This window comes from Streptosporangium sp. G11, from assembly GCF_051192615.1.
GTDB lineage: Bacteria > Actinomycetota > Actinomycetes > Streptosporangiales > Streptosporangiaceae > Streptosporangium.
In genome coordinates this window covers 63911-90455 of record NZ_JBPJUQ010000017.1, presented here as the reverse complement: position 1 = coordinate 90455, position 26545 = coordinate 63911, and the positions used below count along the sequence as shown (strand labels likewise).

Sequence of the window (26545 nt, the reverse complement as noted above, 5' to 3'; positions counted from 1 at the left end):
TCCCCGGCGTGCGGCCCGGAGGAAAGTCATGTTTCTGGAGGTGGTGTTTCCGGAGGTCGTGTCGTCTTCAGGGGGCCGAGGCCGACGGGCTCCGAATGCCGCGCACCAGGCGGCCGACCTCGGCGCGCAGGTGCACGAAGTCGGGGTGCTCGCGGGTGGTGATCTGGTCGCGCGGCCCCGGCAGGTCCACGCGCAGGTCGCCCACGATCCCGGCGGGGGACTTGGACAGGACCACGACGCGGTCACCGACGTAGACGCTCTCGTCGATGTCGTGGGTGATCAGCACGATGGTCATGTTGTGCAGGCCGCGGACCCGCAGGGTCAGGTCCTCCAGGTCCTCGCGGGTCTGGGCGTCGACGGAGCCGAAGGGCTCGTCCATCAGCAGCAGGGCCGGGCGGTAGGCCAGCGCGCGGGCGATGGACACCCGCTGCTGCATGCCGCCGGACAGCTGCCAGGGGTACTTGGCGGCGGCGCCCTGCAGCCCGACCTCCTCCAGTGCCTCCAGCGCCGACTCCCTGCGCCGCCGCTTGTCCAGGCCCCTGCGGCGCAGCGGGAGCGAGACGTTGTCGGCCACCGACATCCAGGGGAACAGGGACCGGCTGTAGTCCTGGAACACCACGGCCAGGTTGTCAGGCGTCTGCTCGACGCGGGTGCCGTTGAGCGTGACCTGGCCGCCGCTGGGCCGGATCAGCCCCGCGATGGAGCGCAGCAGGGTGGACTTGCCGCACCCGGAGGGGCCGACGACGCACACCAGCTCGCCCTGGGCGACCTTCAGGTTGATGCCGCCCAGCGCGTTGTGCGCGGTCGGCCCGCTGCCGTAGGTATGGGACAGATTCGTGATTTCGAGCACAGCAGGTCCTCAGGTCGTCTGCTTGGCGGATCGGTGCCAGGACAGGACACGTCGCTCGGCCGCCAGGAACGCCGAGTTGAGCGCGTATCCCAGGACGCCGAGCACCACGATGGTCGCCCACACGCCGGAGAAGTCGTACGACCTCTGGGCGTCCAGGAGCTGGAAGCCGATCCCGTCGGTGCTGCCGATCAGCTCGGAGAGCACCATGAGGATCAGCGCCAGCGACAGGCTGACCCGGAGCCCGGCGAAGATCTTCGGCATGGCCGAGGGCAGGATGACCCGGAACAGCCGCTCGCCGCCCGACAGCCCGAAGACTCTCGCGGTGTCCAGGTGCTGGCGGTCGACGTGCCTGGCCCCCTCGCAGGCGTTGATCAGGATCGGCCAGACGATGCCGAACGCGATGAAACTGATCTGCATTTGGGGGCCGATGGCGAACAGTGCCATGAACAACGCCAGCAGCATGGGCGGGGGAATGGCGCGGGCGAACTGCACCAGGGGGTCGATGAGGCGGAAGAGCAGCGGGGAGCGGCCCAGGGCGACCCCGAAAACGATCCCGACGACTCCGGCCAGCACCCACCCGGCCAGCAGCCGGCCGACGCTCGCGGGGATGTTCTCCAGCGCCGACTCGGTGAGCCAGAGCCGTTCCGCCGGACCGGTCAGCCACATCGTGTACGCGCTGGTCGCGATCCGCGACGGCGGCGGGAAGCTCAGCATCTCCAGGACGCGGGTGACCAGCTCCCACAGTGCCACGACGACCAGGACCGGCCACAGCCGGGCGACGGCGCGCAACGCGCTCATCACACCACCTCCGTACGGGCGGTGTGCCAGCGGAAGAGCCGCCGCTCGGTGAGCACGAACAACCCGTTGGTGACCACGCCGATGATCCCGGCCCAGATGGCGGCGGCGATGACGTACTCCGGCGCGTCCACGCCGCCCGCGCTCTCCAGGACGTAGCTGCCGATGCCGTCGGCACCGCCGCCGAGCAGCTCCGTGCTGATCGCCACGATGAGCGCGATCGCCGACGCCAGCCGGACACCGGTGGCGATGAAGGGCGCGGTGCTGGGCAGGGAGACCCGCCACAGCACGGCCGGCCTGCCGAATCCGAAGCTGCGGAGCGTCTCCTTGGCGAGCGGGTCGACGTCCTTGAGCCCGTACATCGTGTTGATCAGGATGGGCCAGGTCGCCGCGTAGACGACCAGGGTGACCTTCATGTCGAACCTGTCGGAGAACACGGCGAGCGCCAGCGGGATCAGCGCGATCGACGGGATGGGGCGCAGGAACTCCACGATCGGCCGGAGCGCGCTCTCCACGCGGGGCAGGCTGCCGAGCAGGAACCCGGCGGGCACGGCGATCGCGACCGTGAGCAGCAGACCGGTCGCCCACGCGCCGAGGGTCGAGGCGACGTCGGAGAGGAACTCCCCGTCGGTCACGAGAGCGGCGGCCCGGCCGAGCACCGTGGAGGCCAGCGGGAACGCGAGCGGATCGATCAGCCCGGCCCGGCCCGCCACCTCCATGAGGCAGAACAGCCCCGCGACGCCGATGGCGCCGCAGAGCAGTCTGCTGTCGAGCGGGTTGCGCCTTGTCACCCGAGGTTTCCGGGGAGGATGGCCTTGGCCTGGAGGGGGCTCGTGAGGTAACCCTGCTCAAGCATGAGGTCGGCGACTCGCTGCAGACGGGTCTCGTCAAGGCTGGTGGGGAAGGACCCGAGCGTGATGACGGCCGCGGTCGCAGCGTCGATCTTGGTGTAGGTCGGCAGGATCTCCTCGACGGCCTTGCGGTCGCTGGCGGAGATCTGCTGAGCCTTGGCGATCGCCTTCTGGAAGGCGGCGACCGTCTTGGGGTTGTCGGTGGCGAACTTCTCGGTGACGACCACGCCCGCGATGGGGAAGTCCGCGGTGGAGTCGACCATCGTGTCGGCGAGCTTCTGGGCGCCGAGGTTCTTCTGCGCCGCGGTGAGGGCCGGCTCCGTCATCCAGGCGGCGTCGACGGTCTTGCTGGCCAGCTGGGCCCCCATCTCGGGGAAGGGGAACTCCAGGAACTCCACGTCCTTCTCGGTGAGGCCGTGCGTCTTGAGCACCGTGGTCACCGCCAGGGTGCCGATGTTCTTCTGGCTGTTGACCGCGATCTTCTTGCCCTTGAGGTCGGCGGGCGTCTTGATCCCGGAGTCCTTGGGCACCATGAGGTTGAACGAGTTCGGGGCGGCCTGGTAGAGGTCAGAGATGATCTTCAGCTTCTGGCCCTGCGAGACGGCGAGGAAGGTGGAGACGTAGTTCGTCTGCGTGGCGTCCAGGGTGCCGCCGAGGAGGGCCTGCTGCGCCTGGGCGCCGCCGGGCACCGGCTCGATGACGACGGTGAGGCCCTCTTCCTTGAAGAAGCCCCTCTTGTTGGCGATGTAGAGTGCGGCCGAGTCGGGGATCGGCAGCGCACCGATCTTGATGGTGGTCTTCTCCAGGCCACCCGCGTTCGCGGCGGTGGTGTCAGTGGGGGTGTCAGAGCCTCCGCAGGCGCTCAGCGCAAGGGCGGCGGCGACTCCTGCGATGACGGCCCGGCTCGCAAGTTTGAACCTCATGGGTCTCCTTAGCTGCATTTGACCGCCCCTGCCGGAACTCGCTGTAACTCATCGGGCGACATGGAGGGGGTCCCGGGAGGCATGTTGGTCAAGGGGGGTATGCCGACCGCGGATCAGAGTAGCGGAGTAGATCAGTCAAATTACAAATATCACCTCTTTCACCCCTATCGCCCCGAAGCTACAAAACGGTCATAGGAGTCCCGTGTTGCCACACGCGTATCAATCGCTAGATGGCGGCGTAGCGGGCGCCACGAAAGATGTCAATAAATCTGTTTGGCAACTTTGCGGAAGTTTGTGGTTACGGGACGGAGAGTCATCGCCCGATTGCGCATCTTGTGTGCCTGTTAGGTGAAGAATGCGCGTTATGTGCTGTTGGCCGAACTCATCCGGCTGTGCTCCAATAACCCCTACCCCATGGATGCGTCGGCGTCACTCGCACATCAATGCGTGACGCGATCCCCTCCAAGCAGACGATCCGAGGAGAGGCAGCGGAGGCCAGTGAGGACAGCGTCAATCCCCAGCGAACGCGAATCCGGGCTGGCACCTGCCCTGGGATTCGACAACCAGGGGGGGCGGCCGCAGAGCGGCCCGGGTCAGGACCTTGACGGTCGCGACTCCGAGAAGTCCGCGAGGAACGGTGGCAAACTAGCGCTCAAGAACTGGCGAGTGAGATCGCGGCTGATCGCGCTCATCGTCATTCCCACGGCCGCCGCGATCGTGCTGGGTGGCCTGCGGGTCACCACCTCGATCAGCAGCGCCGCCGAGTACGAGCGCGTGCGCACCACCGCCGAGCTCACCGCAGGCCTCAGCGACCTGGTCAACGAGCTGCAGCTCGAGCGTGACCTGTCGGCCCGGTACGTGGCACAGGGCCGGCAGACCACCGGCAGGTCGAACCTGCGCAAGCAGTACGGGGTCGTCGACGAGGTCGCCACGAAGGTGGGCACCCGCGTCAACGGCGCCATGGCCGACAGCGGCCTCCTGGAGTCCCTCGGCAGCCGGGGCGAGACCGAGCTCACCCAGATCCGCCGCCGCATCGACGAGCTCAAGAGCGTGCGCGAGCTGGCGTCGGGAGCGAAGACCCAGCTGCCGGCCCAGCCCACGATCGCCATGTACTCCCGTACCATCGCGGACCTGCTGGCCCTGCACGACGAGATCATCCAGGGTGTCTCCGACGAGCAACTCGGCAGCGGCGCGGTCGCGTTTGCCGCGCTGACCAGGGCCAAGGAACAGGCGTCCAGGGAGCGGGCGAACCTCGCCGCCGCCCTCGCCGTCAAGGGGTTCAGCGCCGAGGGCCTCAACGCCATGCTGGCCGCCCGCGCGCAGTTCGAGGGAGAGCTCGCGACCTTCCGGTCCGAGGCGTCGATCCAACAACGCCAGCTCTACGACGACACGGTCAGCAGCCAGAAGAAGGACCGCGCGGCAGCCCTGCGCGCCCGCGCCATCTTCCTGGCCCTCAGCGGCCTGCCGCTGAGAAACGTCGACGTCTCGGGAAGCGGTCTCGGCGACCAGCAGACCTGGCTCGACGCCTCCACCGACATCATCGAGCGCATGCGCACGGTGGAGGAACAGGTCGCCAACGACCTCATCATGCAGAGCGACGTCCTGCAGGCGTCCGAGCAGCGCGGCGCGCTGATCGCCGCGGGACTGAGCGGCCTGCTCCTTCTTCTCGTTCTGATCGTCACCGCCATCATGGCGCGCTCGCTGGTCAGGCCGCTGCGCAGGCTCCGTACCGAGGCGCTGTCCATCGCCGGCCAGCGTCTTCCCGAGACCGTCCAGAGCATGCGCGAGAGCGGCGAGGTCTCGACCACCGACATCACCCCGATCGGCGTCGCCTCCGACGACGAGATCGGTGAGGTGGCCCGGGCCTTCGACGAGGTCCACCGCGAGGCCGTGCGACTGGCGGGCCAGGAGGCCACGCTGCGGAGCAACGTCAACTCGATGTTCGTCAACCTCTCCCGGCGCAGCCAGACCCTGGTCGAGCGCCAGCTCTCCCTCATCGAGAGCCTGGAGCAGGGCGAGCAGGACGAGGGCCGGCTCGGCAGCCTCTTCCGCCTCGACCACCTCGCGACCCGCATGCGCCGCAACTCCGAGAACCTCCTGGTCCTCGCCGGTCAGGAGCCCGCCCGCCGGTGGAGCCAGCCGGTCCCGCTCATCGACGTGGTCCGCGCCTCGCTGTCGGAGGTCGAGAACTACGAGCGGGTTGACCTGCAGCTGTCCGCGGGCGTGTCCGTGGCGGGCACCTCCGTCAACGACGTCGTCCACCTGATCGCGGAGCTCGTGGAGAACGCGATCTCCTTCTCCCCGCGTGAGACCAAGGTCATCGTCTCCAGCAACCGCATCGACGGCGGCGGAGTGATGGTCTCGGTGACCGACATCGGCATCGGCATGACCGCCGATGAGCTCTCCCAGGCCAACTGGCGGCTGGCCAACCCGCCGGTGGTGGACGTCTCCGTCTCCCGCCGGATGGGCCTGTTCGTGGTCGGCCGCCTCGCCCTGCGGCACGGCATCCGCGTCCAGCTCAGGCAGCAGGACAGCGGCGGCCTGACCGCGATGGTGCTGCTCCCGGAGAACCTGCTCGCCGTCACCAACCGTCCGGGCGGGCCTCCCCCCGGCATGCAGAGCGGCGACTGGGCCGGGTCCATGGCCTCCATGGACCGCCCGCCCGTGCTGGCCAGCCCCACCTCCCCCCCGATGCCGTCCTTCGCCTCGTTCGAGGCCGCCCACCAGAACTCGTTCGCCTCCTTCGACATGGGGCAGCAGTTCAACTCCTTCGAGGCGCAGCCTCCCTTCGGAGGCGGCCAGTTCGGGCAGGCCCCCGTCGACACCCCCTGGCCGGGACAGGTACCGCCGCCCGGCGCCGACCCCAACCACGGCTGGCCGAACGCCTCCCAGCCCGACCCCTCGGGGTGGCGGCAGGGACAGGGCGGACCTCGTAGCGACGTGGGAATGTGGTCCGCGGGCCAGAGCGCGCCCCCGCGCGGCGACGCCCCCGTCTGGCCCGGCGGGCAGCAGAGCAGGGACAGCGGCTCCGACGTCTGGTCGACCTCCTCGCGCGGCGACTCCGGGGGATGGCCGTCGACCGGCAACTCCGGGCCGTTCGGGCGCCGCGTCTTCGATCCGGCGGACAACACCGGCCCGCTGCCGGTGATCCCCGACTCCTCGCCCATGGAAGAGGCGAAGGAGGAGTTCCTGCCGATCTTCGCGGCCGTCGAGTCCGACTGGTTCAGGAAGGTCGATCCGGCCCCGGCCGTCCAGGAGCGGGTCGAAGAGGCGCCTCAGGCCCAGGCCGTCCAGGAGACCGTCCAGCTCTCGCAACCGGCCGCCCCCGCACAGGGGAGTGGCGGCTGGTCGTCGCACGCGGACGTGGGCTGGCAGGCCGCCAAGGCCGCCAGCGAACCCTCACTCGGCGGGATCACCGGTTCCGGGCTGCCCAAGCGGGTGCCCAAGGCGAACCTGGTACCCGGTACGGCCGCGCCCGACCTGAGCGCGGCCCCCCAAACTCCCGTGCACCGGCCGACGGTCTCCCCGGAGGCGGTGCGCAGCAGGCTTGCGAGCTTCCAGCAGGGAGTACGGCAGGGGCGCGCGGCCGCCAAGGGCGGAGCCGGAGACGGGCGGCCGTATCCCGACTTCGGCCGGGACGTTGAAGGAAACAAGGAGGACCGGTGAGCGAGCTCATCATGGTCGCCAAGGAGGATGACACGTGCGCGAAATGAGCCAGGCCGCCCGGGGGGTCAATTGGCTGATCACTGACTTTGTGAACAACGTCCCAGGTGTGGCGCACACGGTCGTCGTGTCGGCCGACGGTCTGCCGTTGGCGTACTCGGACGGATTTCCCAGGGACAGGGCGGACCAGCTGGCCGCGGTCGCGGCGGGTTTGATCAGCCTGACCCAGGGTGCCTCGCGGGTTTTCGAGGGCGGGGCGGTCACCCAGACCGTGGTGGAGATGCAGCGAGGGCTGCTCCTCATCATGTCGATCAGTGACGGTTCCTGTCTGGCGGTGCTGGCCGCCGCCGACTGTGACATGGGGCTGGTGGCCTACCAGATGACGTTGCTCGTCGAGCGGGCGGGCCAGGTGCTGACCCCGGCCGTCCGCGCGGAACTGCAGTCTTCCCATTCACGGTGACGGCGATGACGCTAGGAGGCTGCCGTGGCAGGCCGCGGCTGGACCGGTGAGGGCGACCCGCACGGCGGGTATCCCTATCAATCAATGGACGACCCCCACCGGCATCAGGGCGGTCCTTCGCATCTCATGCACCCGGCGCCGTCGGAGCAGAGCTCCCTCGTCCGTCCGTATGCGGTGACCGGGGGGCGTACAGCCCCCCGGACCCAACTCGCCCTGGAGGCCCTGGTCTCCTCGGCGACCTCCATACATCATGATTTATCCACCCGCACCCCGGAGTATCAGGCGATCAGTGCTCTGTGCCGGCAAGTGCGTTCGGTCGCTGAGATCTCCGCGATGCTCCGCATCCCGCTCGGCGTGACCCGGATCCTGGTGGCCGACATGGCCGCCGAGGGCCTGGTGCAGATCCACCAGCCGCAGCTGGACGCGGGTAAGCCGGATCTCAACCTGCTGGAAAGGGTGCTCAGTGGACTTCGCAGGCTCTAGCCGCGGCGGCGGCCTGACATCGACGAAAATCGTCGTCGCCGGGGGATTCGGTGTTGGCAAGACCACGTTCGTGGGAGCGGTATCGGAGATCCTGCCGCTGACCACGGAGGCGGTGATGACCGATGCCAGCGCCGGGATCGACGATCTCGGCCTCACACCGAACAAGACCACCACCACGGTCGCGATGGACTTCGGCCGCGTCTCGCTGGACCGCGACCTGATCCTGTACCTGTTCGGTACGCCGGGTCAGCACCGGTTCTGGTTCATGTGGGACGACCTGGTCCGCGGCGCGATCGGCGCGATCGTGCTCGTCGACACCCGGCGGCTGGCCGACAGCTTCCCGGCGATCGACTACTTCGAGGAGGCCAAGCTCCCCTTCGTCGTCGCGGTCAACGGCTGGGACGGGACCTACCTCCACGGTGAGGAGGAGGTACGCGAGGCGCTGACACTGGCGCCCCACATCCCCATCTCCCGGACCGACGCCCGCTCGCGCGACGCGGTGAAGGCCACGCTCATCACGCTTGTGGAGCACGCGCTCACCATGCGGATGGCCGTCCCCGGCTGGGGCCGCTGACCGCGGCCGGGCGTCAGTCGCACCTCCCAGCGGATAGGCTGGGAGGTCGAGTCGCAGACCTGTAGCGCAGAGGCTGGCCAATCACGTGTTCGAGACGCTTTCCGACCGGCTGACATCGGTCTTCTCCTCCCTTCGATCCAAGGGTCGGCTGTCCGAGGCCGACATCGACGCGACCTGCCGCGAGATCCGTATCGCGCTGCTCGAGGCCGACGTCGCGCTGCCCGTGGTCAAGGCGTTCGTCGCCCAGGTCAAGGAACGCGCCCGCGGCGTCGAGGTCTCCCAGGCGCTGAACCCGGCGCAGCAGGTCGTGAAGATCGTCAATGACGAGCTCATCGAGATCCTCGGCGGTGAGACCCGGCGGCTTCGCTACGCGAAGAACCCGCCGACCGTCATCATGCTCGCGGGCCTGCAGGGCGCGGGCAAGACGACCCTGGCCGGCAAGCTCGCCCGCTGGCTGCGCGAGCAGAACCACACGCCGCTGCTGGTCGCCGCCGACCTCCAGCGGCCCAACGCCGTCCAGCAGCTCTCGGTCGTGGCCGAGCGCGCGGGCGTCGCGGTCTACGCGCCCGAGCCGGGCAACGGCGTCGGCGACCCGGTCGTCGTGGCCCGCCAGTCGATCGACCATGCCAAGCGGCAGCAGCACGACATCGTCATCATCGACACCGCGGGCCGCCTGGGCATCGACCAGGAGCTGATGAGGCAGGCGGCCGACATCCGCGACGCGGTCTCGCCCGACGAGGTCCTGTTCGTCGTCGACGCCATGATCGGTCAGGACGCCGTCTCCACGGCCCAGGCCTTCATGGAGGGCGTGGGCTTCGACGGCGTCGTGCTGACCAAGCTCGACGGCGACGCCCGCGGTGGCGCCGCCCTGTCGGTCCGCCACATCACCGGCAGGCCGATCATGTTCGCCTCCACCGGTGAGAAGCTCGAGGACTTCGACGCCTTCCACCCCGACCGGATGGCGTCGCGCATCCTCGACATGGGTGACATCCTCACCCTGATCGAGCAGGCCCAGAAGACCTTCGACGAGGGCGAAGCCGCCAAGATGGCGAGCAAGCTCACCTCGGGCGAGGGCTTCACGCTGGAAGACTTCCTCGAGCAGATGATGATGGTCCAGAAGATGGGCCCCATCAAGAACCTGCTCGGGATGATGCCCGGCATGGGGCAGATGCGCGAGCAGCTCAACCAGGTCGACGACCGCGATCTCGACCGCATCGCCGCCATCATCCGCTCGATGACCCCCGCCGAGCGCCACAACCCGAAGATGATCGACGGCTCCCGCCGCGCCCGCATCGCCAGGGGTTCCGGCGTGACGGTGACCGAGGTGAGCGGTCTGGTCACCCGCTTCTTCGACGCTCAGAAGATGATGAAGCGGATGGCCGGCGGCATGGGCATCCCCGGCATGCCGGGCGGGCGCAAGGCCGGCAAGGCCGCGCAGAAGAAGGCCGCCAAGGGGCGCAGGGTCAGCGGTGACCCGCGCAAGGCGGCGCTCGGCAAGGCCGCCCCCGACAAGACCGACGAGCCCGCGACCCCCGCGGGCAGCGGCCTCCTCGGCAAGCTGGGCTCCCGGCAGCAGTTGCCGCCGGGCCTGGAGCTGCCGCCGGGCTTCGACCCCTCGAAGTTCAAGCTCCCCGGACAGAAATGAGCGACGACGGGTTCCACTCGCGCGCCAGGTGGATCTGGGTGATCATCGTCGCGGGTTTCATCCTCGTCGCCGTGCTCGAACTCCTCGGGGTACGCCCCAAGTAGCCCTCCCACCGGAGCGTTTCGCCCTCCCGCTCGTACGGCGAGTACAGCGGGAGCGGCGTCAACGGCAGGGACGGTGGCAACGGCAGGGACAGTAGGGGCGGCAGGGACAGTAGGGACGCGGACCGTGCGGGCGCTCCCGGCGGGATCGGGATCTTCGGCGGGGCCGGAATTCCCGGAGGTGCCGAGCCTCCCAGCGGGACCGGGATCACCGGCGAGGCGGGGGTTTCCGGCGGCACCGGGGCCTCGCGCGGCAGCGGCGCCTCGGGCACGGCCTCCGGCATGACGGGGCCCCCGGCCCTCGCGGGGAGTCCGGGAGCCCCGGCCGGGACCGGCGCCCCCGGCCGCGTGGCCGCCCGGGGGAGAGCCGGTGTCCAGGGCGAAGTGGCCGTTCCCGGCCGTACGGGAGTTCCCGGCGGGAGCGGAGCTCCCGGCAGGGCGGGTGTGCCGGGCGGTTCCGGCGCCTCCCAGGGGGTCTGAGAGTGCCCGGAGGCGCGATCCCGGCCGGTGCCGAGCTCCTCGAAGATTCTTGAGGCCCAGAAGGTTCCCGCGGTCCCGGGGAGTTCCGAGGTTCCCGATGTTCCTGGGTTTCGGGGGAGTTCCGAGGTTCCTCCCAGAGCTCCTCCGAGAGCTCCATCGAGGACTTCGGCGGGGGACGAGATGGGTGCCGGGGACACGTCGGCCTGGCCCGCCGGGGTCGTCGCCCTGATGGCCAGCACCGCGCCCAGCACGGTGACGGATCCGGTCGCGGTCAGCAGCAGAGATCTGAGGGTGGTTGCCACGGCGGCCATTTAGCGCACCAGGCGGGCCCGCCGGGGGGCCCGGACACACGGGGATTACCGAGATTTGCCCTCCGGCCGCCGTACCGGATGGCCGCCGGTTGGCCGGGCACCCCCGCGCGTCTGGCACAATGACATGTTGGAACATCGTGACACGTGGTTGCCCTCTCACTCCCGCGTGCCATGCCTGTCCCTCGAACGGTCCTCTCCTCGTGCCCCACTCGATGAGACGCCGCTCACCCACGCTCTAATGCAGGAGAGACCACACCAGTGGCAGTCAAGATCAAGCTCAAGCGGCTCGGCATGATCCGCAACCCGCAGTACCGCATCGTCATCGCCGACAGCCGCACCAAGCGTGACGGCCGGGCGATCGAGGAGATCGGCCTGTACCACCCGAAGGAGAACCCCTCGCGCATCGAGGTCGACTCCGACAGGGCGGCCTACTGGCTGGGTGTCGGCGCGCAGCCGACCGAGCCCGTGCTCAAGCTCCTCAAGCTGACCGGCGACTGGCAGAAGTTCAAGGGCGAGCCGGCTCCGGCTCCGCTCCTGGTCGCCGAGCCCAAGGCCGACCGTCACGCCGTCTACGAGGCCGCGGCCAAGGAGGCGCTCTCCCTGGAGGCCGCCACCACGCCGAAGAAGTCGACCCGCAAGGCGGCTCCCAAGGCTGAAGAGGCTCCCAAGGCCGAGGCCCCCAAGCCTGAGGCCCCCAAGGCCGAAGAGGCCGCCGCCGAGACCCCGGCTGAGCCCACTGCGGCCGCCGAGGAGAAGCCGGAAGGCGAGGCCTGAGGTGCTCGAGGAGGCCCTCGAGCACCTGGTGAAGGGCATCGTCGAGCATCCTGACGATGTCCAGGTTCACGCTCGCCGCATCCGCAGCGGGCGTGTGCTTGAGGTCCGGGTCCACCCCGAGGACCTCGGTAAGGTCATCGGCCGCGGCGGCCGTACGGCCAAGGCGCTTCGCACGGTCGTGAACGCCCTCGGCGACGGCAAGTACATCCGGGTCGATCTTCTCGACCTGAACGAGGCCCGCTAGCCGGCGAGACGCGTCCATCGAGCGAACGGGCCACCCGCCCAGTGTGGGTGGCCCGTCTGCTTTCCACAGACACCACTACGTGAGGAGGCGGGCGTGAAGCTCGTCGTAGGCCGGATCGGCCGCCCGCACGGGCTCCGAGGGGACGTGTCCGTGGAGGTGCGCACCGACGAGCCGGACACGCGCTTCGCCCCGGGCACCACCCTGGCCACCGATCCCGCGTCGACCGGCCCGCTGGTCGTCGAGTCCCGCCGCTGGCACTCCGGGGTCCTGCTGGTCAGGTTCGAGGGCGTGGCCGGCCGCGACCAGGCCGAGGAACTCCGCGGCACCATGCTCGTCATCGACTCGGAGGACATCCCGCCCCCCGACGACCCCGACGAGTTCTACGACCACCAGCTCATCGGCCTCACCGTGGTCAAACCCGACGGCGAGCAGGTGGGAGAGGTCTCCGACGTGCTCCACCACGGCCAGGACCTGCTCGTCGTACGGCGCGGCAAGACCGGGGGCGCCGGGGGCGCCAAGGTCGTCGAGGTCTACGTGCCGTTCGTCAAGGCGCTGGTCCCGGAGGTCGACCTCGTCAAGGGCATCCTCGTCGTGGACGGCCCCGCCGGACTGCTCGATCCGGACGAGATCGTCTGACATGCGCGTCGACGTCATCTCCATCTTCCCCGAGTACTTCGCCCCCCTCGACGTCTCCCTCATCGGCAAGGCCCGCGAGCGCGGCATTCTCGAGGTCCACCTCCACCAACTTCGCGACCACGCCCACGACGTGCACCGCACCGTGGACGACACCCCGTACGGCGGCGGTCCCGGCATGGTCATGAAGCCGGGCCCCTGGGGAGAGGCCGTCGACGCGGTCCTCGCCTCCGGCCCGGCCGAACCTCCGAGGATGATCGTGCCGACCCCCAGCGGCGTGCCCTTCACCCAGGGGCTGGCGATGGAGTACGCCGCCGAGCCGTGGCTGCTGTTCACCCCGGCCCGCTACGAGGGCATCGACTCCCGGGTGATGGCCGAGTACGGTGCCCGCATGCGCGTGGACGAGGTCAGCGTCGGCGACTACGTGCTCGCCGGGGGCGAGGTGGCGGTGCTGGTGATGATCGAGGCCGTCGGGCGGCTGCTGCCGGGCGTTCTCGGCAACGTCAACTCGGCCGTGGACGACTCCTTCGCGCCCGGCGCGATGGAGAACCTCCTTGAGGGTCCCGTCTACACCAAGCCACCCGAGTGGCGGGGGCACGAGGTGCCGGAGATCCTTCTCTCCGGGCACCACGGAAAGATCGCCCGTTGGCGGCGGGACCAGGCGCTGCGCCGTACCGCGAGGAACCGGCCCGAGCTGCTGGCGGCGCTTGATCCGGAGAGCCTGGACAAGCACGACAGGCGGGTCCTGGCGGAACTGGATCTCCCCGAGACGGGTCCGGCGGGCTCCACGGGTCCGGCCGCTCTGACCGGTTGATTTCCGGTCGGTCGGGAAAATATGGCAGACTGAAGCGTTGCCGCCGACTGAACGCCGGCTGGCGTGCGCCGCCGGGCAGACGGTTCCGGCTCCGAGACATAGTCCACTTCAGCACGCGTGTCCATCACGACGCCGCTCCGTCGCGGCCGGATGGACCTCCGCGTGCGCTTGTAAATGAGGTACCACTGCCATGCACACGCTGATCAGCGAGCTCGAGAAGTCCGCGCTCCGCACCGACATCCCGAACTTCCGGCCCGGTGACACGCTTGAGGTCCACGTCAGGGTCATCGAGGGCAGCCGGTCCCGTGTCCAGGTCTTCAAGGGCTTCGTCCTGCGCCGTCAGGGCGGTGGCTCCCGCGAGACCTTCACCGTCCGCAAGGTCAGCTACAGCGTCGGCGTCGAGCGGACCTTCCCGGTGCACAGCCCGGTCATCGAGAAGATCACCCTCGTGACCCGTGGCGACGTTCGCCGCGCCAAGCTCTACTACATGCGTGACCTGCGCGGCAAGGCCGCTCGCATCCGCGAGAAGCGCGACGCCCGCTAGGCGCGTCAGGCGTCCGCCGACCTGGCCCGTGCCCCTCACCGGGGAGCGGGCCAGTCGCATGTAAGGAGGTTTGACCTCCTATGGCAATACGCATGGCTATGCGGTACCCCGTCACTCGACCACTTGGTACCGCCCATCATCTAGGCTCATCAGCGATGACTAGCGAAGACCGGGAGTACGGCGCAGTCTCGCGTCGATCTGTCGAGGACGAGGTGGACGTGGTCGCCGAAGACACCCAGAAGACCGCCAAGGATGGCAAGGACAAGAAGAAGGGCTCCTTCTGGAAGGAGCTGCCTGTCCTGGTCGTCGTGGCGTTGGTGCTCGCCCTCATAATCAAGACCTTCGTGATCCAGGCGTTCTACATTCCCTCGGAGTCGATGGAGAACACCCTCCTCACGAACGACAGGGTCCTGGTCAACAAGCTCGTCTACCGTGTCCGAGACATCGAGCGCGGCGACGTGGTGGTCTTCTCCGGGGTCGACTCCTGGGATCCCGAGATCGACCTTGAGGAGCCGCCCAACCCGGTCGCGGGATTCTTCCGCTGGGTCGGTACCGCCTTCGGCGTGGTCCCCGGCGAGAAGGACTACATCAAGCGGGTCATCGGCGTCGCGGGCGACACGGTGAAGTGCTGTGACGACAAGGGCCGCGTGACGGTCAACGGGGTCCCCATCGACGAGGCATACCTCTACCCCGGCGACGTGCCGTCCCAGAGCTTCTTCGAGGCCAAGGTCGGCGAGGGACGCCTGTGGGTGATGGGTGACCACCGGCTGGTCTCCCTCGACTCCCGTTCCCACCTCGGCGACCCCGGTGGCGGGACGATCCCGGTGGACAAGGTGATCGGCCGGGCCTTCGTGATCGTGTGGCCGTTCTCCAGGGCCACGACCCTCCCCATTCCCGACACCTTCGGCCAGCCGGCCCTCAAGGCCGCCGCGGCCGTGGGAGGGGCGGCTCCGCTCCTCGCAGGCTTCGCGGGCGCCGTGCCGCTGGTGCTGTGGCGTCGTCGTCGCCGGCTCTCAGGACGGTAACCGAACCCCATGACCGTTGAACCCGAGGTTGAGAAGAAAGAGAAGAGCGGCAAGGGCGGTGGCCTGCGCGAGTCACTGTTCCTGCTGGTGTGCGGGGTGGTGGTGGCCCTGCTGTTGCAGGTCTTCGTCTTCCAGTCGTTCTGGATCCCGTCGGAGTCGATGCAGAACACCCTTCTGGTGGGTGACCGGGTGGTCGTCAACAAGCTGCACGGCGACTCCGAGCGCGGCGACATCGTGGTCTTCAAGGGCTGGAACGACGAAGACACCATCAAGCGGGTCATCGCGGTCGGCGGCGACACGGTGAAGTGCTGCGACGCCAAGGGCCGGATCACGGTCAACGGGGTGCCGCTCGAAGAGAGCTCCTACCTTTTCCCGGATGATTTCCCCTCGGGGGAGCCGTTCGAGAAGGTCGTTCCCAAGGGGCGGCTGTGGGTCATGGGCGATCACCGCACCGCCTCCGCCGACTCGCGCGCCCACGAGGAGAGGCTGGGGGAGGGGTCGATTCCCGAGAGCGATGTCATCGGCCGTGCCGTCGCGATCTACTGGCCGTTCTCCAGGGCCGCGGTCCTTTCGAGGCCGGAGAGCTTCCTCAAGGTGAGATAGCGGTACCGAATGGACCGGAGGGGGCGTACTCTCTGGTCATGGTCGCTCTGTCACCCGCGGTGCCATGACGGTTGCGTTTCGCCCCAGACCCAGTGTGGTCCGGCGGGATTCGGGACTGTACGGCTACGAGCGGGCCCTCAGCCGCCGCGGGCTCGGTCCCGTGGCCGGGGTCGACGAGGCCGGCCGGGGCGCCTGCGCCGGGCCGCTGGTGATCGCCGCCGTGGTGCTGGGCGGCCCGATCGACGGCTTGGACGACTCCAAGCTGCTGACGGCCTCCCGGCGCGAGTCGCTGTACGAGCGGATCACGGCGACCGCGGAGGCGGTGAGCGTGGTGGTGATCCCGTCGGGTGAGATCGACGCCCGGGGCCTCCACAAATCCAACGTCGGAGGAATGCGCAGGGCGGTGGCACGATTATCCTGTCATCCCGGCTACGTTCTGACCGATGGGTTCCCCGTTCCCGGCCTGCCCGCACCGTCGCTGGGCGTGTGGAAGGGAGATCAGGTGGCGGCCTGCATCGCCGCGGCCTCGATCGTGGCCAAGGTGACGCGGGACGAGATGATGGTGGCGCTGCACGAACGCCATCCCCGGTACGGATTCGCCGTGCACAAGGGGTATGGCACCGCCGACCATCGCAGAGCTCTCAGAACCTACGGTCCGTGTCCGGATCACCGCTTCTCGTTCTCGACGGTGGCGCGGTCAGGAGCGGGCGAGGTGATGGGTGAGAATGAAGTGGGGGCCGGTGCCGTCTGATCGGGCGGGCCGGGGTGGGCGTTTAACAGGAGGACCGGTATGAGCGCAGAGGATCTCGAAAAGTACGAAACCGAGATGGAGCTGCAGCTTTACCGTGAGTACCGCGACGTTGTCGGCCTCTTCACGTATGTCGTGGAGACCGAGCGGCGCTTTTATCTCACCAATTCCGTTGATCTCGACGTGCGCACCGCCGAGAACGGCGACGTGTTCTTCGACGTGAAGATGCAGGACGCCTGGGTCTGGGACATGTACCGCCCGGCGAGGTTCGTCAAGAACGTCCGCGTGGTGACCTTCAAGGACGTGAACGTCGAGGAGCTCGCCAAGCCCGACCTGGAGATGCCGAAGGAGGGCTTCTCCTCCTGAGGGCTTCTCCTGAGCGGCTTTGAGAGCATCGTCTACGGGCTGGGGGCCCGGGTGGGTCCCAAGGGCGGGCTGGGCCGTTTGAGGCGCTGTGGCGCGGCTGAGTGGCCGCGAGACGTTATCCACAGGTCCTGAGCCCACGCTCGGTGGGTTTTCCACAGAACCGTGTTCGGCCTCTCGGTGGTGCGGTGAGCTGAGCGAAGGTCTGGAACCGGAGGTGGTTCCATGGCCGCGAAGGATGAGCTCGGCAAGCACGGCGAACAGGTCGCCGTCGACTATCTGCTGGCACACGACCTGCAGATCCTGGATCGCAACTGGCGGTGCCCGGACGGGGAGATCGACGTCGTCGCCCGGGAGGGGCGCACGCTCGTCGCGGTGGAGGTGAAGACCCGCTCGGGCCGCAGTCACGGCACCGCCTTCGAGGCGGTCACCGAGGCGAAGATCGCCCGCCTGCGCAGGATCGCGGCCAGATGGCTCGCCGAGCGTCAGGACCGATTCGACGCGATCCGCGTCGACGTCGTCGCCCTGGAGCGGTTCGCCGGGGATTTCGTCGTCCGTCACGAGCGGGGGGTGTGCTGATGTCTCCCGGCCCGTCGATGTCTCCCGGCCTGTCATGGATCATCCGCTCCCCTTGGGGGGTGGGGTGAGTGGCCGTCGCACGCACGCGCTGCGTCGCCCTGGTCGGGGTGTCCGGCCGTCTCGTCGAGGTCGAGGCCGATGTCGGCAGTGGCGTGGCGGGTCTTCACCTCATCGGCATGCTCGACACCGCGCTGAGCGAGGCCCGCGACCGGGTCCGTTCCGCCCTGGTCAACAGCCGCTACGCCTGGCCCGACTCCCGGATCACGGTGAGCCTGTTTCCCGCCAGCCTGCCCAAGCGCGGAAGCCTGTTCGACGTCGCCATCGCGATGGCCTTGCTCGCGGCGGCCGGGTTCGTGCCCGTGGCCAGGGTCGCCGAGCCGTTCTTCCTGGGGGAGCTCGGCCTGGACGGGTCGGTCAGGCCGGTGCGGGGTGTGCTCCCCGCCGTGCTGGCGGCCGTCGCCGCCGGTGCTCGCACCGTCGTCGTCCCGGCTCGCAACGCCGCCGAGGCCGGTCTCGTGCCGGGTGTGACCGTGGTTCCCGCGACGACGCTGGGCGCGCTGGTGAGCTGGTTGCGGAGCGAAGAGCCGGTAGGAGGTCTCCCACCCGGTTCCGGAGGGGCCGGTTCCGGAGAGCCCGAGGCTGGAGATCGTGATCCGGGGGCCGCGTGCCCGCTCCCTTCGGGGTTTCCCGGTGAGGCCGGTCCCGGAGACGTCCACGACTCCGGGGGCGGGCCGGGCGACGCTCCCGATCTGGGAGACGTCGCCGGGCAGCCCCTCGCCCGTCGCGCGCTGGAGGTCTGCGCCGCGGGGGGTCACAACCTCTGGATGCTCGGTCCTCCCGGCACGGGCAAGACCATGCTCGCCGAGCGGCTGCCGACCCTGCTCCCGCCCCTGGAGCGGGATCAGGCCCTGGAGGTGACCGCCATCCACTCGGTCGCCGGTGTGCTGCCCAGAGACCGTCCTTTGCTGGTCCGCCCGCCGTTCGTGGCACCCCACCACACCGCGACCGTCGCGTCCGTCATCGGCGGGGGCAGCGGGATGATCCGTCCGGGGGCCGTCTCGCTGGCCCACCGGGGAGTGCTCTTCCTGGACGAGGCCCCCGAGTTCTCGGCGACCGTTCTCGACGCGCTCAGGCAGCCGCTCGAATCGGGGAGGGTGACGGTCTCCAGGGCGCTCGGGTCGGTGACCTTCCCCGCCAGGTTCGTGCTGGTGCTGGCGGCCAACAGGTGCCCGTGCGCGCGGCCCTCCACCCCGGACGACCCGTGCGCGTGCGCTCCGGCGGCCCGGCGGCGCTATCTCGCCAGGCTCTCCGGCCCGCTGCTCGACCGGGTGGACGTCAAGGTCGGCCTGTTCCGTTCGACCAGGCGCGAGCTCCTCGCCGACCGCCGGTTCATCGAGTCGAGCGGGGTGGTGGCCAAGCGGGTGCTGCTCGCGCGTGAGCGGGCCGCCAAACGCTTCGCGAACACGCCGTGGCGGTGCAACGCGGAGGTGCCCGCCCGAGCCCTCCACACCGAATACCGGCCGCCGCCCGTGGCGATGTCGCCGCTGCTCGGGCATCTCGACAGCGGTCGGCTGAGTGCCCGTGGCCTCGACCGCATCCTCAGGCTGGCCTGGACTCTGGCCGATCTGGCGGGCAAGGACCGGCCGGAGCTCCACGAGACCAACTCCGCGCTCGGGCTCTGGCTGGGGGAGGAACGATGAGCGACAGGCTCGCACGGCTCACCCTGATGCGCCTGGCCGAGCCGGGTGACGCCGTGATGGGCGCTCTCGTCGCCCTGCGCGGTCCCGAGGCCGCCGTCGCCCTGGTCAGGAGGGGCGCCGCGGACGCGGATCTCACCCGATGGTTCGCCGGTGCCCACGGCCGCCGCCCGACCGGAAAGCCCGGCTCGCCGGTCGGAGCGTCCGGTCCACCGGCCGGAGGCCTCGGCCCGCGCGAGGGAGGCGCCGGTTCACGCGAGGGCGGCTCCGGCCCGCACGATGGAGATCCCGGTCCGCGTGGTGAAAGTCCAGGTTCGCGTGGTGGAGGCCCCGGTCCGCGTGGCGGAGGCCTCGATCCGTGCGGCGGAGGTCCTGGCCCGCGTGAGGGGAGCCCGGAGCCGCCGGGCGGAGGGTTCGGTTCCCCCGGGGGACGCCCCCTCCACGGCGACGCCTCGGGGGAGGTGCGGCACGGGAGATCAAAGGTGTCCGGCGGCCGATCCGGCAACGGCGGGTCCGGGGCGGGTGACGGTTCGGAGGCCGCGCGGGAGGGGCGGCTCGCGGCCAGGATCGACCGGATGGTCGCCTCCTGGGCGGCCAGGCTGAAGACGGCCGACCCCGAGCGTGACCTGGCCGAGGGCGAGCGGATAGGGGCCAGGCTGGTGGTTCCCGGCGATCCCGAATGGCCGACCCAGCTGGATGACCTGGGAGACTCCCGGCCTCATGCCCTCTGGCTCCACGGAGACGCCGACCTGCGGTTCTCCTGCCTCAGATCCGTCGCGGTCGTCGGTTCCCGAGCCGCCACGCCCTATGGCGCGCACGTGGCGGCGGAGCTCGGGGCCGGGCTGAGCGAGAGAGGGTGGGCTGTCGTCTCCGGCGGCGCCTACGTTCTCTGGTCAGTTCAGCTGTTGCAAGGACGGCTGACGGGCCGGCTCGCTAAGATCGCTATCCGTGATGGACTCGCTACCCCCGCGAGGAATCGGGCGTTGGACAACGCATCGATTAGATGTCGAGAAGGACTGGTCCCGCTTCGCTGACGACCCCGTATTACGAGGGCTGCCGTCGCTTTCACGCCTTGCGGCAGCGAACGGGTCACGGCATGGGAAATGGTTCCTGCTTGATCCAAGAGGCCATCCAGATGCGCGCGTGAATGCCTTCTTCAGCTCGGCGAAGATAAGAAATCGGGCCGACACGACGGCCAAGAAGTACATCACGGCTCTGGGCATATGGCTGACGTTCCTTGATCGGATCGGCCGTCCCTGGTGGGAAGCGATCGAGGACGACGTCGAAGAGTTCGTGTTCTGGCGCTTGACCGACCCGGCGAACGAACGACGCGTCACCGGCGGCACCGTCCACGGCAACCTGATCGCGATGCACGTGTTCTACACGTGGGCCGAGCCCCGATACGGGGTGAACAACCCGGTGTCCACGGAGCTGGTCAGGGGCAGGCAGTTCGACCAGGAGGTACGGCGGATCCGAGCCGGCCCGCACATCATCCGCGACAAGGACGTCAAGTGGCTGGATCCCAGCGGCTACCAGCGCTGGCGCGACATGGGGTTGCGCGGGTTCGACATCGACGGGTTGGAGGACCCGAAGTGGCGGGGCCGCAACACCCAGCGGGATTCGGCGTTCGCCGATGGCCTTTACGGGACCGGCCTGCGCCTGAGCGAGTGGGCCAGCGTGCTGAACGTCGAACTACCCGCCGACGACGCTGATCGCAGCTACTCCACGTGCTACCTGGCCAGCAAATGCGCCAAGGGCAACCGCGGGCGGCTCTACTGGATGCCTCGGAGGGTGCTGGCCGACGTGTTGTCCTACATGGAGGGCGCCCGCGCGGCCGCGATACGGCGAGCCCGGCGCAGTGGCCGCTACGAGCGGCTGACCGGGGTGCGCGTCTTGGAAGGGATGACCCATGCGGGCGAGCTGGAGCTGGTGGATGCCTCAAGCGGAGAGCGCCATCTGATTTGGCTGGATGAGCTGGACCCGCGGGCGCGTCTGCGGTTGTTTCGGCGCACGCCTGGTGGCCTGGAGCCGTTGGCCGTGTGGTTGAACGAGGACGGGCTGGCGCGACCAGCTGATGCTTGGGAGAAGACCTTCGAGCGCGCCAACGATCGGCTGGGACGCGCAGGGCTGGAAGGATTGGTGGCCACCCCGCATATGCTGCGGCACTCGTTCGCGCTGCGCTGGTATTCGGCCGGCCGCCTGTCCTACGAGCTGCGCTACGCCCACCTCAGTGATGAGGAGCTGCGCGACTTTCGTGAGCAGTTCGGCGAGGTGTGGCATCTGGTGCAGACCATGCTGGGGCACGTCGACGTCACCACGACCAAGAACACATATTTGGAACCATTTCGGGCGTTGGATGTCATCGTGCTTCTGGAGCACACCCGAGGAAGCGCGGTGGCGGATCTGCTGGGGGAGATGTTCGCCCACCATCCCTATGTCCGCACCGATCCGCGACGGGGCGAGGGATGAGCGGCCGGGGCCGCAGCGCCTCGCTGCCGCCGGCCGACTACCGCCCGCCGCAGCGGCTGTTTCACGACGCGGACGGTGAGGCGATGGTGGTGCGGTTCTTCTCGGAGATCGACGGCACGCACCGAGACTTCGACTTCGCTACCTTCCCCGTCGCGCCACAGTTGCGGCTGTGGTTCGCCGAGGCATTTTTGAAAGCCACCGGTCCTGGCGGGTCCAAGCGGCGCATGGCCTCAGCGGATACGACCTTCCAGGGGATGCGGCGTTTCGCTCGCTACCTGGGCCAGTTACGGCACCCGCCCAAGACGTCGGCGGGGTTGCGGCCGGTTCACCTGGACGGCTACGCGCTCGGCCGCCGCGACAGCAATGGGTGGTCACGCGAGTTGGGCTGTGTCCGCAGCGCCCTGCGAGTCGGTGAGGGCGCCCCGGCAGAGTTCCTGATCCACCTGGACGGGATGAGAACTCCCCGCAAGCGTGATGATCCCACGGTTCTCTACACCAAGCAGGAGTTGAAGAAGATCCAGGAGACGGCCCGAGCGGAGGTTCGCGCCGCGGCGGCGCGGCTGCGCGAGGGCCGCGCTTTTCTCCATCGATGGCGTGAGGGCAAGATCAGCAAAGATGACGTTCTGGCCTGGGAGCGCGGCTGGCTACTGGACTACGTCGACCAGCACGGTGATGTTCCGCGCCGCATCCCGGGGCCGACCGCGAAGCTGCAGGGGCACACAACGAAGAGGGTCGTCGGTCGCCATGGTGGTCCTCGGGTGGTGATGGCCCAGCTCGGCATGACTGTCCATGAGGCCGCTGCGGCGGCCGTGCTGTTGATCTGCTTGACGGGGGAGAACCTGACGACCATCGCGACCGCACCCGCGCTGTTTCACCGGCCGGACGGGTATGCCGGACGGACCGCTTCGGTGCTGGTGGATCTGGTCAAGCCCCGGCGCGGAGCGCGCAAGTCGAGCATGACCGCGCCCTGGAGTGACCTGCCTCCCTGGATCGCGGGCCCGCCGGCCACGACGCCTGCTCGGCGCCGAGGCGAGCTGACCACCCCGTTTGGGCTCTACGTGCTGCTGGTCGAGCTGATGGACTTCGGCCGGGGCCAGGCGGGGACGGATCGATTGTTTGTCCCTTGGGCCTCTAGTGGCGGCAAGGGCCGCGGTCGCGGCTGGCGCATGGGGTTGCCGAAGAACGCCACGTTCGATTGGGGGCGCAGCCTGGGCCTGCCGGTCGATTGCGATCGGCTGCGGTTGACCTGGCTGGAACGCCACCAACGGCCAGTCGCGCACACCGAGGCCACCTTGGCCAACGAGTATCTGGTCCGCAGCAGAGGCGATCTTGTCGAGTACAGGAAGGTGGTGGCCAAGACTCAGCGCGAACAAGTCCGCAAGGCCCGGACACTGGAGCGGATGAGGTTGCTGAGCACCGGCGACGTTCGTGCTGCCGTCGAGGATCCCAAGCTGATCGCCAAGCGCTTCGACATGGACGTGGTGACTTTGCGGCGTGTCCTGGCCGGCGAGCTGGATACCGTGCTCGGCGCCTGCGTTGACCACCTGAACGGTTCCTTCACCGCCCCGGGCAGGCCCTGCGAGGCCTCGTTCATGCTGTGTCTGAGCTGCCGCTGCGCCCGCGCCCTGCCCACCCATCTGCCGATCCAAGTCGCGGTCCGCGACGAGATGCTGGTGCGCAAGCCGACGATGACCCCGCTGCGCTGGGCCGAAAGGTTCGCCGGCCCCCTCGCGCAACTGGATGATCTCCTGCGCCACTACCCGGACGCGATGATCGAGCAGGCCCGCGTCTCGATCACGCCGGACCAGCGGGCTTTGGCCCAGCGGCTCCTGAACAGGGAACTGGACGTTCGATGACTTCCCCCCAACCACGTCGGCGCGCTGCCAGCCTGCCTGGCCCAGACACTGCGGTGCTGGTCAACCGCCCACTTCGGCCGGAAGTTCAGGAACGCCATCTGTCGGTCTTCGCCGATGACCGCTGGAACCTCACGCCCGCGTTGCATGACCTGAACGCCAGAGTCAGCACGGTGACCTTCGACAAGGTTCCGAAGCGCTTTCGCCTGCACATCAAGCACTTCGCCTGGTTGTTGATCAACGATCGAGGGCCGCAGCGCCGAGCTTTCAGGATGCCCGTCGATCGACCTGCGATCCGCACCGTGGTGGTCATCGTCCGCCACGTCCGCGAGTTCGCGATCTGGCTGCAGGTCCGCGGCGTTGAACGGTTCGCCGACGTCACGCAGGAGGACCTGGACCTCTACTTGGAGCACGTCAACGCGAACGAGGAGTTCAACCTGGATCAGCGGATGGACCTGCTGGGCGGTGTTCGCTGGTATTGGTCACGGCGCGACGCGCTCCTGGCCGAGGCGCGCCTTCCCGAGTGGCCGCCTTGGCACGGTGAGAAGGTTCAGGACCTGGTCGGCCGCCGCACCCAGCACATGACCAACCGGACGCACCGCATCAGCCCGGACACGATGGAAGCGTTGCTGTTGTGGTCACTGCGGTTCGTCGAGTGCTTCGCCGACGACATCACCCGCGCCTATCACGAGTTCGTCACGCTGAGTGCCCGCACCCCCAGAGCTCGCCGCGCGCGAGGCACCTCCCCAGCCCGTTACGGCAGCACCCAACACCAGCACGAACTGACGAAGCAGCAGTTGGAAGCGTTGCTCTCCCACCTCAAGGTCAAGGGCTTCCCGCTGCCCGGCCGCCGTCAGCCCGACGGAAGCCTCAGCGTGAACTATCCGCACCTGAGCCGCCTGCTCAACACCACCGCGAACATGCGCTACGTCGAGGGCTACCACCGCATCATCGAAGCCAGTGGCCTTCCGATCGGCGAGGCGGCCTACCTCTATCAGCCGGTCACCGGGACGCTGCAGGGGCGGCCCTGGCGTTCCACCTTGATCAGCTATCACGAGGCGCCGGTTCTGGCGCGCCTGCTGTCGGTCGCGTGCTTCGTCGTCATCGCCTACCTATCCGGGATGCGCGCCGGCGAGATGCTGAACCTGCGCCGCGGATGCGCCACGTTCGACGCGACCAACGACCTGTGGTTGATCACCGGACACCACAGCAAAGGCGTGGTGGACCAGGACGGCAACACCAAGGCCGAAGGCGAGATCCGCCCCGATCCCTGGACCGTCATCGAACCGGTCGCCACCGCCATCGGCGTGCTGGAGCAGCTCCACGACTACGACATCCTCTTCCCCACGACTCTCAACACCGAAGGCAACGTCGGCGAAACGGTCCTCGGACAGAGAACCGGCCTGGCCCGCGACGGCTCCATGATCAAGATGGACATCACCCAGCTGATCGCCTGGGTCAACGACTACTGCGCTCAATACGGCCTGCCCGAGGCCATACCTGCTGACCGCCACAACCGCCCCATCACCATCGGCCGGTTCCGCCGCACCCTGGCCTGGTTCATCGCGCGCAAGCCCCGCGGCCTGGTCGCCACCGCGATCCAATATGGGCACGTCCACGTCAAGATGACCCTCGGCTACAGCGGCACCTACGACTCCGGGTTCCCCGACGAACTTGCCTTCGAGCAATGGCTCCACCGCATCGAGCAACTGGTCGAGGCTGACCAGCGACTCCAGGCCGGGGAACACGTCAGCGGTCCGGCTGCGGACGCCTACAAACAGCGGGTTCAGCTGGGCGCTACCAAGTTCAGCGGCCGCGTGCTACGCACGTCCCGCGAGGCACGGGACCTGCTGGGCAACCCTGACATCCAGATCGTTCAGGGCCTGGGCATGACATGTGTTCCAGACCCGGACAAGGCGCTCTGCCAGATGAAGGTCGAGGAAGACAACGCCCGTTCCACCCCTGATCTCGACGACTGCCGTCCTCGCTGCGGCAACATCGCCCGCACGGACGGCGACATCGACGAGATCAAGCAGAAGATCACCGAACTCCGAGTGATCGTCGCCGATGCACTCGCACCCACCTTCCGCCACCAACGAGAACAACACGAACTGGAACGGCTGGAATGCCTCGTCACCGACCACGAGCGAAGTCGGCAGCACCCCCCAACCAGATAGGCCCCGCTGCGGACTCGAACCACGAGACGGCCGAAACAGGCATCCCGATCCACTCCACTTTGGGAGAGCATCCATGCCCACACGTGAGACCAACGAGGCCGAACGGGAGGCGATCAAGGCTGCCGCCCGACGGCTACTCGCTGGTGAACCCATCCGCTCCACCGGCGCACTGAGCGTCACCCAGCTCGCCGTCGAGGCTGGCATCAAGCGATGGGTGCTCACCCACAAGCACCAAGACCTCATGGCCGACTTTCAGCAACAGGCGAAAGAGCACGCCAAACTGCCGCCTGCCTTTCAATCTCTGGAAGCCGAGAACATTCGCCTTCAGGCCAAGCTGCGAAAGGCGCATGAGGAAAAACGAGAGCTTGAACAACGGCTCAAGCTCTACGCGATGGTCATCAACGAGCTGGCCATCTCCTGCAAGGAACATGGAGCCAACATCACCCCTCTGAGGCGTTGACCTCATCACGCTGAGACTCTCCGCCAGAGGATGAAGTTTTCGCCCGCAAACAACGCCCTCACCATCGAAAACGACGACCTTCGCAAGGGGCCAGGCAAGTGCAGATCCGCCCACATCCGTGTTCTGCCGACCCAACAGTGAAAGATGCACGCCAAGTCGACAGAACGCGTCATTACGTGACCCGGATGGTCTGGTGCGACGATGGAGCTCAGTGGCCGACGATCACTGCCAGAAGGCCCAGTACTGCGATCACTGTCCCGATCGCGGCCAACGGGCCGGCTAGCAGCCCAGCGACGGCTCCAGCGCCGACCGTGGTCAGGAGGATAACGGCCCACCGCAGCGGCAGCCGCTCGTCACCCTTCGCCTGGGGATCGGCTACACACATGATCTCGCTCTTCTCTCTCGACAACGAAGGACGCCGGGCCC

25 protein-coding genes are annotated in these 26545 nt (G+C 68.5%); 21 read left to right on the top strand and 4 right to left on the bottom strand.

The window, feature by feature from the left end; all coding sequences use genetic code 11:
- Positions 1-67 precede the first annotated feature (67 nt).
- Genes ACSDR0_RS18605 through ACSDR0_RS18590 form a run of 4 tightly spaced genes read right to left on the bottom strand, consistent with a single transcriptional unit; the run spans position 68 to position 3419 of the window.
- Positions 68-850: an ABC transporter ATP-binding protein gene (locus tag ACSDR0_RS18605; protein WP_435290085.1), complete on the bottom strand. Its 783-nt coding sequence runs from the start codon at positions 848-850 to the stop codon at positions 68-70.
- A gap of 9 nt (positions 851-859) precedes the next feature.
- Positions 860-1648 carry an ABC transporter permease gene (locus ACSDR0_RS18600; protein WP_435290084.1) on the bottom strand — a complete coding sequence of 263 codons (789 nt, stop codon included), beginning with the start codon at positions 1646-1648 and terminating at the stop codon, positions 860-862.
- Positions 1648-2436 (bottom strand): ABC transporter permease, encoded by a 789-nt coding sequence (locus tag ACSDR0_RS18595; protein ID WP_435290083.1) that lies wholly within the window; start codon positions 2434-2436, stop codon positions 1648-1650. Before ACSDR0_RS18595 ends, ACSDR0_RS18600 begins: the two co-directional genes overlap by 1 nt.
- Positions 2433-3419, bottom strand: coding sequence for an ABC transporter substrate-binding protein (locus tag ACSDR0_RS18590; protein ID WP_435290082.1), 987 nt, complete (start codon positions 3417-3419; stop codon positions 2433-2435). The genes ACSDR0_RS18595 and ACSDR0_RS18590 overlap by 4 nt, the downstream gene beginning before the upstream one ends.
- Positions 3420-4085: 666 nt before the next feature.
- Here ACSDR0_RS18590 and ACSDR0_RS18585 point away from each other — a divergent pair.
- From ACSDR0_RS18585 to ACSDR0_RS18485, 21 genes are all read left to right on the top strand, one after another.
- The gene (locus tag ACSDR0_RS18585; protein ID WP_435290081.1) at positions 4086-7085 is read left to right on the top strand and encodes a nitrate- and nitrite sensing domain-containing protein; all 3000 of its coding nucleotides are present in this window, start codon (positions 4086-4088) and stop codon (positions 7083-7085) included.
- 43 nt (positions 7086-7128) lie between these two features.
- A complete protein-coding gene (locus ACSDR0_RS18580) occupies positions 7129-7542 on the top strand; it encodes a roadblock/LC7 domain-containing protein (protein WP_211263895.1) in 414 nt (137 codons plus the stop codon).
- Between the two features lie 84 nt (positions 7543-7626).
- Entirely contained in the window at positions 7627-8025 is a 399-nt protein-coding gene (locus tag ACSDR0_RS18575) for a DUF742 domain-containing protein (RefSeq protein WP_386261747.1), read from the top strand.
- A 13-nt stretch (positions 8026-8038) separates the two neighbouring features.
- A complete protein-coding gene (locus ACSDR0_RS18570; RefSeq protein WP_031158879.1) occupies positions 8039-8599 on the top strand; it encodes a GTP-binding protein in 561 nt (186 codons plus the stop codon).
- 85 nt (positions 8600-8684) lie between these two features.
- Positions 8685-10244, top strand: a complete 1560-nt coding sequence (gene ffh / locus ACSDR0_RS18565; RefSeq protein ID WP_435290080.1) for a signal recognition particle protein — start codon at positions 8685-8687, stop codon at positions 10242-10244.
- 1150 nt (positions 10245-11394) lie between these two features.
- Positions 11395-11910 (top strand): 30S ribosomal protein S16, encoded by a 516-nt coding sequence (gene rpsP, locus ACSDR0_RS18560; protein ID WP_435290079.1) that lies wholly within the window; start codon positions 11395-11397, stop codon positions 11908-11910.
- Position 11911: 1 nt separating this feature from the next.
- Entirely contained in the window at positions 11912-12154 is a 243-nt protein-coding gene (locus ACSDR0_RS18555) for an RNA-binding protein (RefSeq protein WP_362680331.1), read from the top strand.
- A 93-nt stretch (positions 12155-12247) separates the two neighbouring features.
- Positions 12248-12790 carry a ribosome maturation factor RimM gene (rimM, locus tag ACSDR0_RS18550; protein WP_435290078.1) on the top strand — a complete coding sequence of 181 codons (543 nt, stop codon included), beginning with the start codon at positions 12248-12250 and terminating at the stop codon, positions 12788-12790.
- A gap of 1 nt (position 12791) precedes the next feature.
- Entirely contained in the window at positions 12792-13601 is an 810-nt protein-coding gene (gene trmD, locus ACSDR0_RS18545) for a tRNA (guanosine(37)-N1)-methyltransferase TrmD (RefSeq protein ID WP_435290077.1), read from the top strand.
- Between the two features lie 190 nt (positions 13602-13791).
- Positions 13792-14145, top strand: a complete 354-nt coding sequence (gene rplS / locus ACSDR0_RS18540) for a 50S ribosomal protein L19 (RefSeq protein ID WP_435290076.1) — start codon at positions 13792-13794, stop codon at positions 14143-14145.
- A 155-nt stretch (positions 14146-14300) separates the two neighbouring features.
- Positions 14301-15170, top strand: coding sequence for a signal peptidase I (gene lepB / locus ACSDR0_RS18535; RefSeq protein WP_435290075.1), 870 nt, complete (start codon positions 14301-14303; stop codon positions 15168-15170).
- A 9-nt stretch (positions 15171-15179) separates the two neighbouring features.
- Positions 15180-15773, top strand: coding sequence for a signal peptidase I (gene lepB / locus ACSDR0_RS18530; protein ID WP_435290074.1), 594 nt, complete (start codon positions 15180-15182; stop codon positions 15771-15773).
- A 64-nt stretch (positions 15774-15837) separates the two neighbouring features.
- On the top strand, positions 15838-16524 hold the full coding sequence (locus ACSDR0_RS18525; protein WP_435290073.1) for a ribonuclease HII: 687 nt from the start codon (positions 15838-15840) through the stop codon (positions 16522-16524).
- Between the two features lie 39 nt (positions 16525-16563).
- Positions 16564-16887 carry a DUF2469 domain-containing protein gene (locus ACSDR0_RS18520; RefSeq protein WP_030511723.1) on the top strand — a complete coding sequence of 108 codons (324 nt, stop codon included), beginning with the start codon at positions 16564-16566 and terminating at the stop codon, positions 16885-16887.
- A 222-nt stretch (positions 16888-17109) separates the two neighbouring features.
- Positions 17110-17463: a YraN family protein gene (locus ACSDR0_RS18515; protein ID WP_435290072.1), complete on the top strand. Its 354-nt coding sequence runs from the start codon at positions 17110-17112 to the stop codon at positions 17461-17463.
- A gap of 68 nt (positions 17464-17531) precedes the next feature.
- On the top strand, positions 17532-19163 hold the full coding sequence (locus ACSDR0_RS18510) for a YifB family Mg chelatase-like AAA ATPase (RefSeq protein ID WP_435290071.1): 1632 nt from the start codon (positions 17532-17534) through the stop codon (positions 19161-19163).
- Positions 19164-19642: 479 nt separating this feature from the next.
- The gene (locus ACSDR0_RS18505) at positions 19643-20194 is read left to right on the top strand and encodes a DNA-processing protein DprA (RefSeq protein WP_435290070.1); all 552 of its coding nucleotides are present in this window, start codon (positions 19643-19645) and stop codon (positions 20192-20194) included.
- A 109-nt stretch (positions 20195-20303) separates the two neighbouring features.
- On the top strand, positions 20304-21629 hold the full coding sequence (locus ACSDR0_RS18500) for an integrase (protein WP_435290069.1): 1326 nt from the start codon (positions 20304-20306) through the stop codon (positions 21627-21629).
- Positions 21626-23485 (top strand): hypothetical protein, encoded by a 1860-nt coding sequence (locus tag ACSDR0_RS18495; RefSeq protein ID WP_435290068.1) that lies wholly within the window; start codon positions 21626-21628, stop codon positions 23483-23485. Before ACSDR0_RS18500 ends, ACSDR0_RS18495 begins: the two co-directional genes overlap by 4 nt.
- Before the next feature lie 53 nt (positions 23486-23538).
- A complete protein-coding gene (locus tag ACSDR0_RS18490; RefSeq protein ID WP_435290067.1) occupies positions 23539-25659 on the top strand; it encodes a hypothetical protein in 2121 nt (706 codons plus the stop codon).
- 73 nt (positions 25660-25732) lie between these two features.
- Entirely contained in the window at positions 25733-26119 is a 387-nt protein-coding gene (locus tag ACSDR0_RS18485) for a hypothetical protein (RefSeq protein ID WP_435290066.1), read from the top strand.
- Positions 26120-26545: the final 426 nt, after the last annotated feature.

Coding starts and splice junctions, on each gene's coding strand:
- ACSDR0_RS18600 (WP_435290084.1), bottom strand. CDS start 1,648: ATGAGCGCGTTGCGCGCCGTCGCCCGGCTGTGGCCGGTCCTGGTCGTC.
- ACSDR0_RS18590 (WP_435290082.1), bottom strand. CDS start 3,419: ATGAGGTTCAAACTTGCGAGCCGGGCCGTCATCGCAGGAGTCGCCGCC.
- ACSDR0_RS18580 (WP_211263895.1), top strand. CDS start 7,129: ATGAGCCAGGCCGCCCGGGGGGTCAATTGGCTGATCACTGACTTTGTG.
- ACSDR0_RS18575 (WP_386261747.1), top strand. CDS start 7,627: ATGGACGACCCCCACCGGCATCAGGGCGGTCCTTCGCATCTCATGCAC.
- trmD (WP_435290077.1), top strand. CDS start 12,792: ATGCGCGTCGACGTCATCTCCATCTTCCCCGAGTACTTCGCCCCCCTC.
- rplS (WP_435290076.1), top strand. CDS start 13,792: ATGCACACGCTGATCAGCGAGCTCGAGAAGTCCGCGCTCCGCACCGAC.
- lepB (WP_435290075.1), top strand. CDS start 14,301: ATGACTAGCGAAGACCGGGAGTACGGCGCAGTCTCGCGTCGATCTGTC.
- lepB (WP_435290074.1), top strand. CDS start 15,180: ATGACCGTTGAACCCGAGGTTGAGAAGAAAGAGAAGAGCGGCAAGGGC.
- ACSDR0_RS18525 (WP_435290073.1), top strand. CDS start 15,838: ATGACGGTTGCGTTTCGCCCCAGACCCAGTGTGGTCCGGCGGGATTCG.
- ACSDR0_RS18520 (WP_030511723.1), top strand. CDS start 16,564: ATGAGCGCAGAGGATCTCGAAAAGTACGAAACCGAGATGGAGCTGCAG.
- ACSDR0_RS18515 (WP_435290072.1), top strand. CDS start 17,110: ATGGCCGCGAAGGATGAGCTCGGCAAGCACGGCGAACAGGTCGCCGTC.
- ACSDR0_RS18495 (WP_435290068.1), top strand. CDS start 21,626: ATGAGCGGCCGGGGCCGCAGCGCCTCGCTGCCGCCGGCCGACTACCGC.
- ACSDR0_RS18485 (WP_435290066.1), top strand. CDS start 25,733: ATGCCCACACGTGAGACCAACGAGGCCGAACGGGAGGCGATCAAGGCT.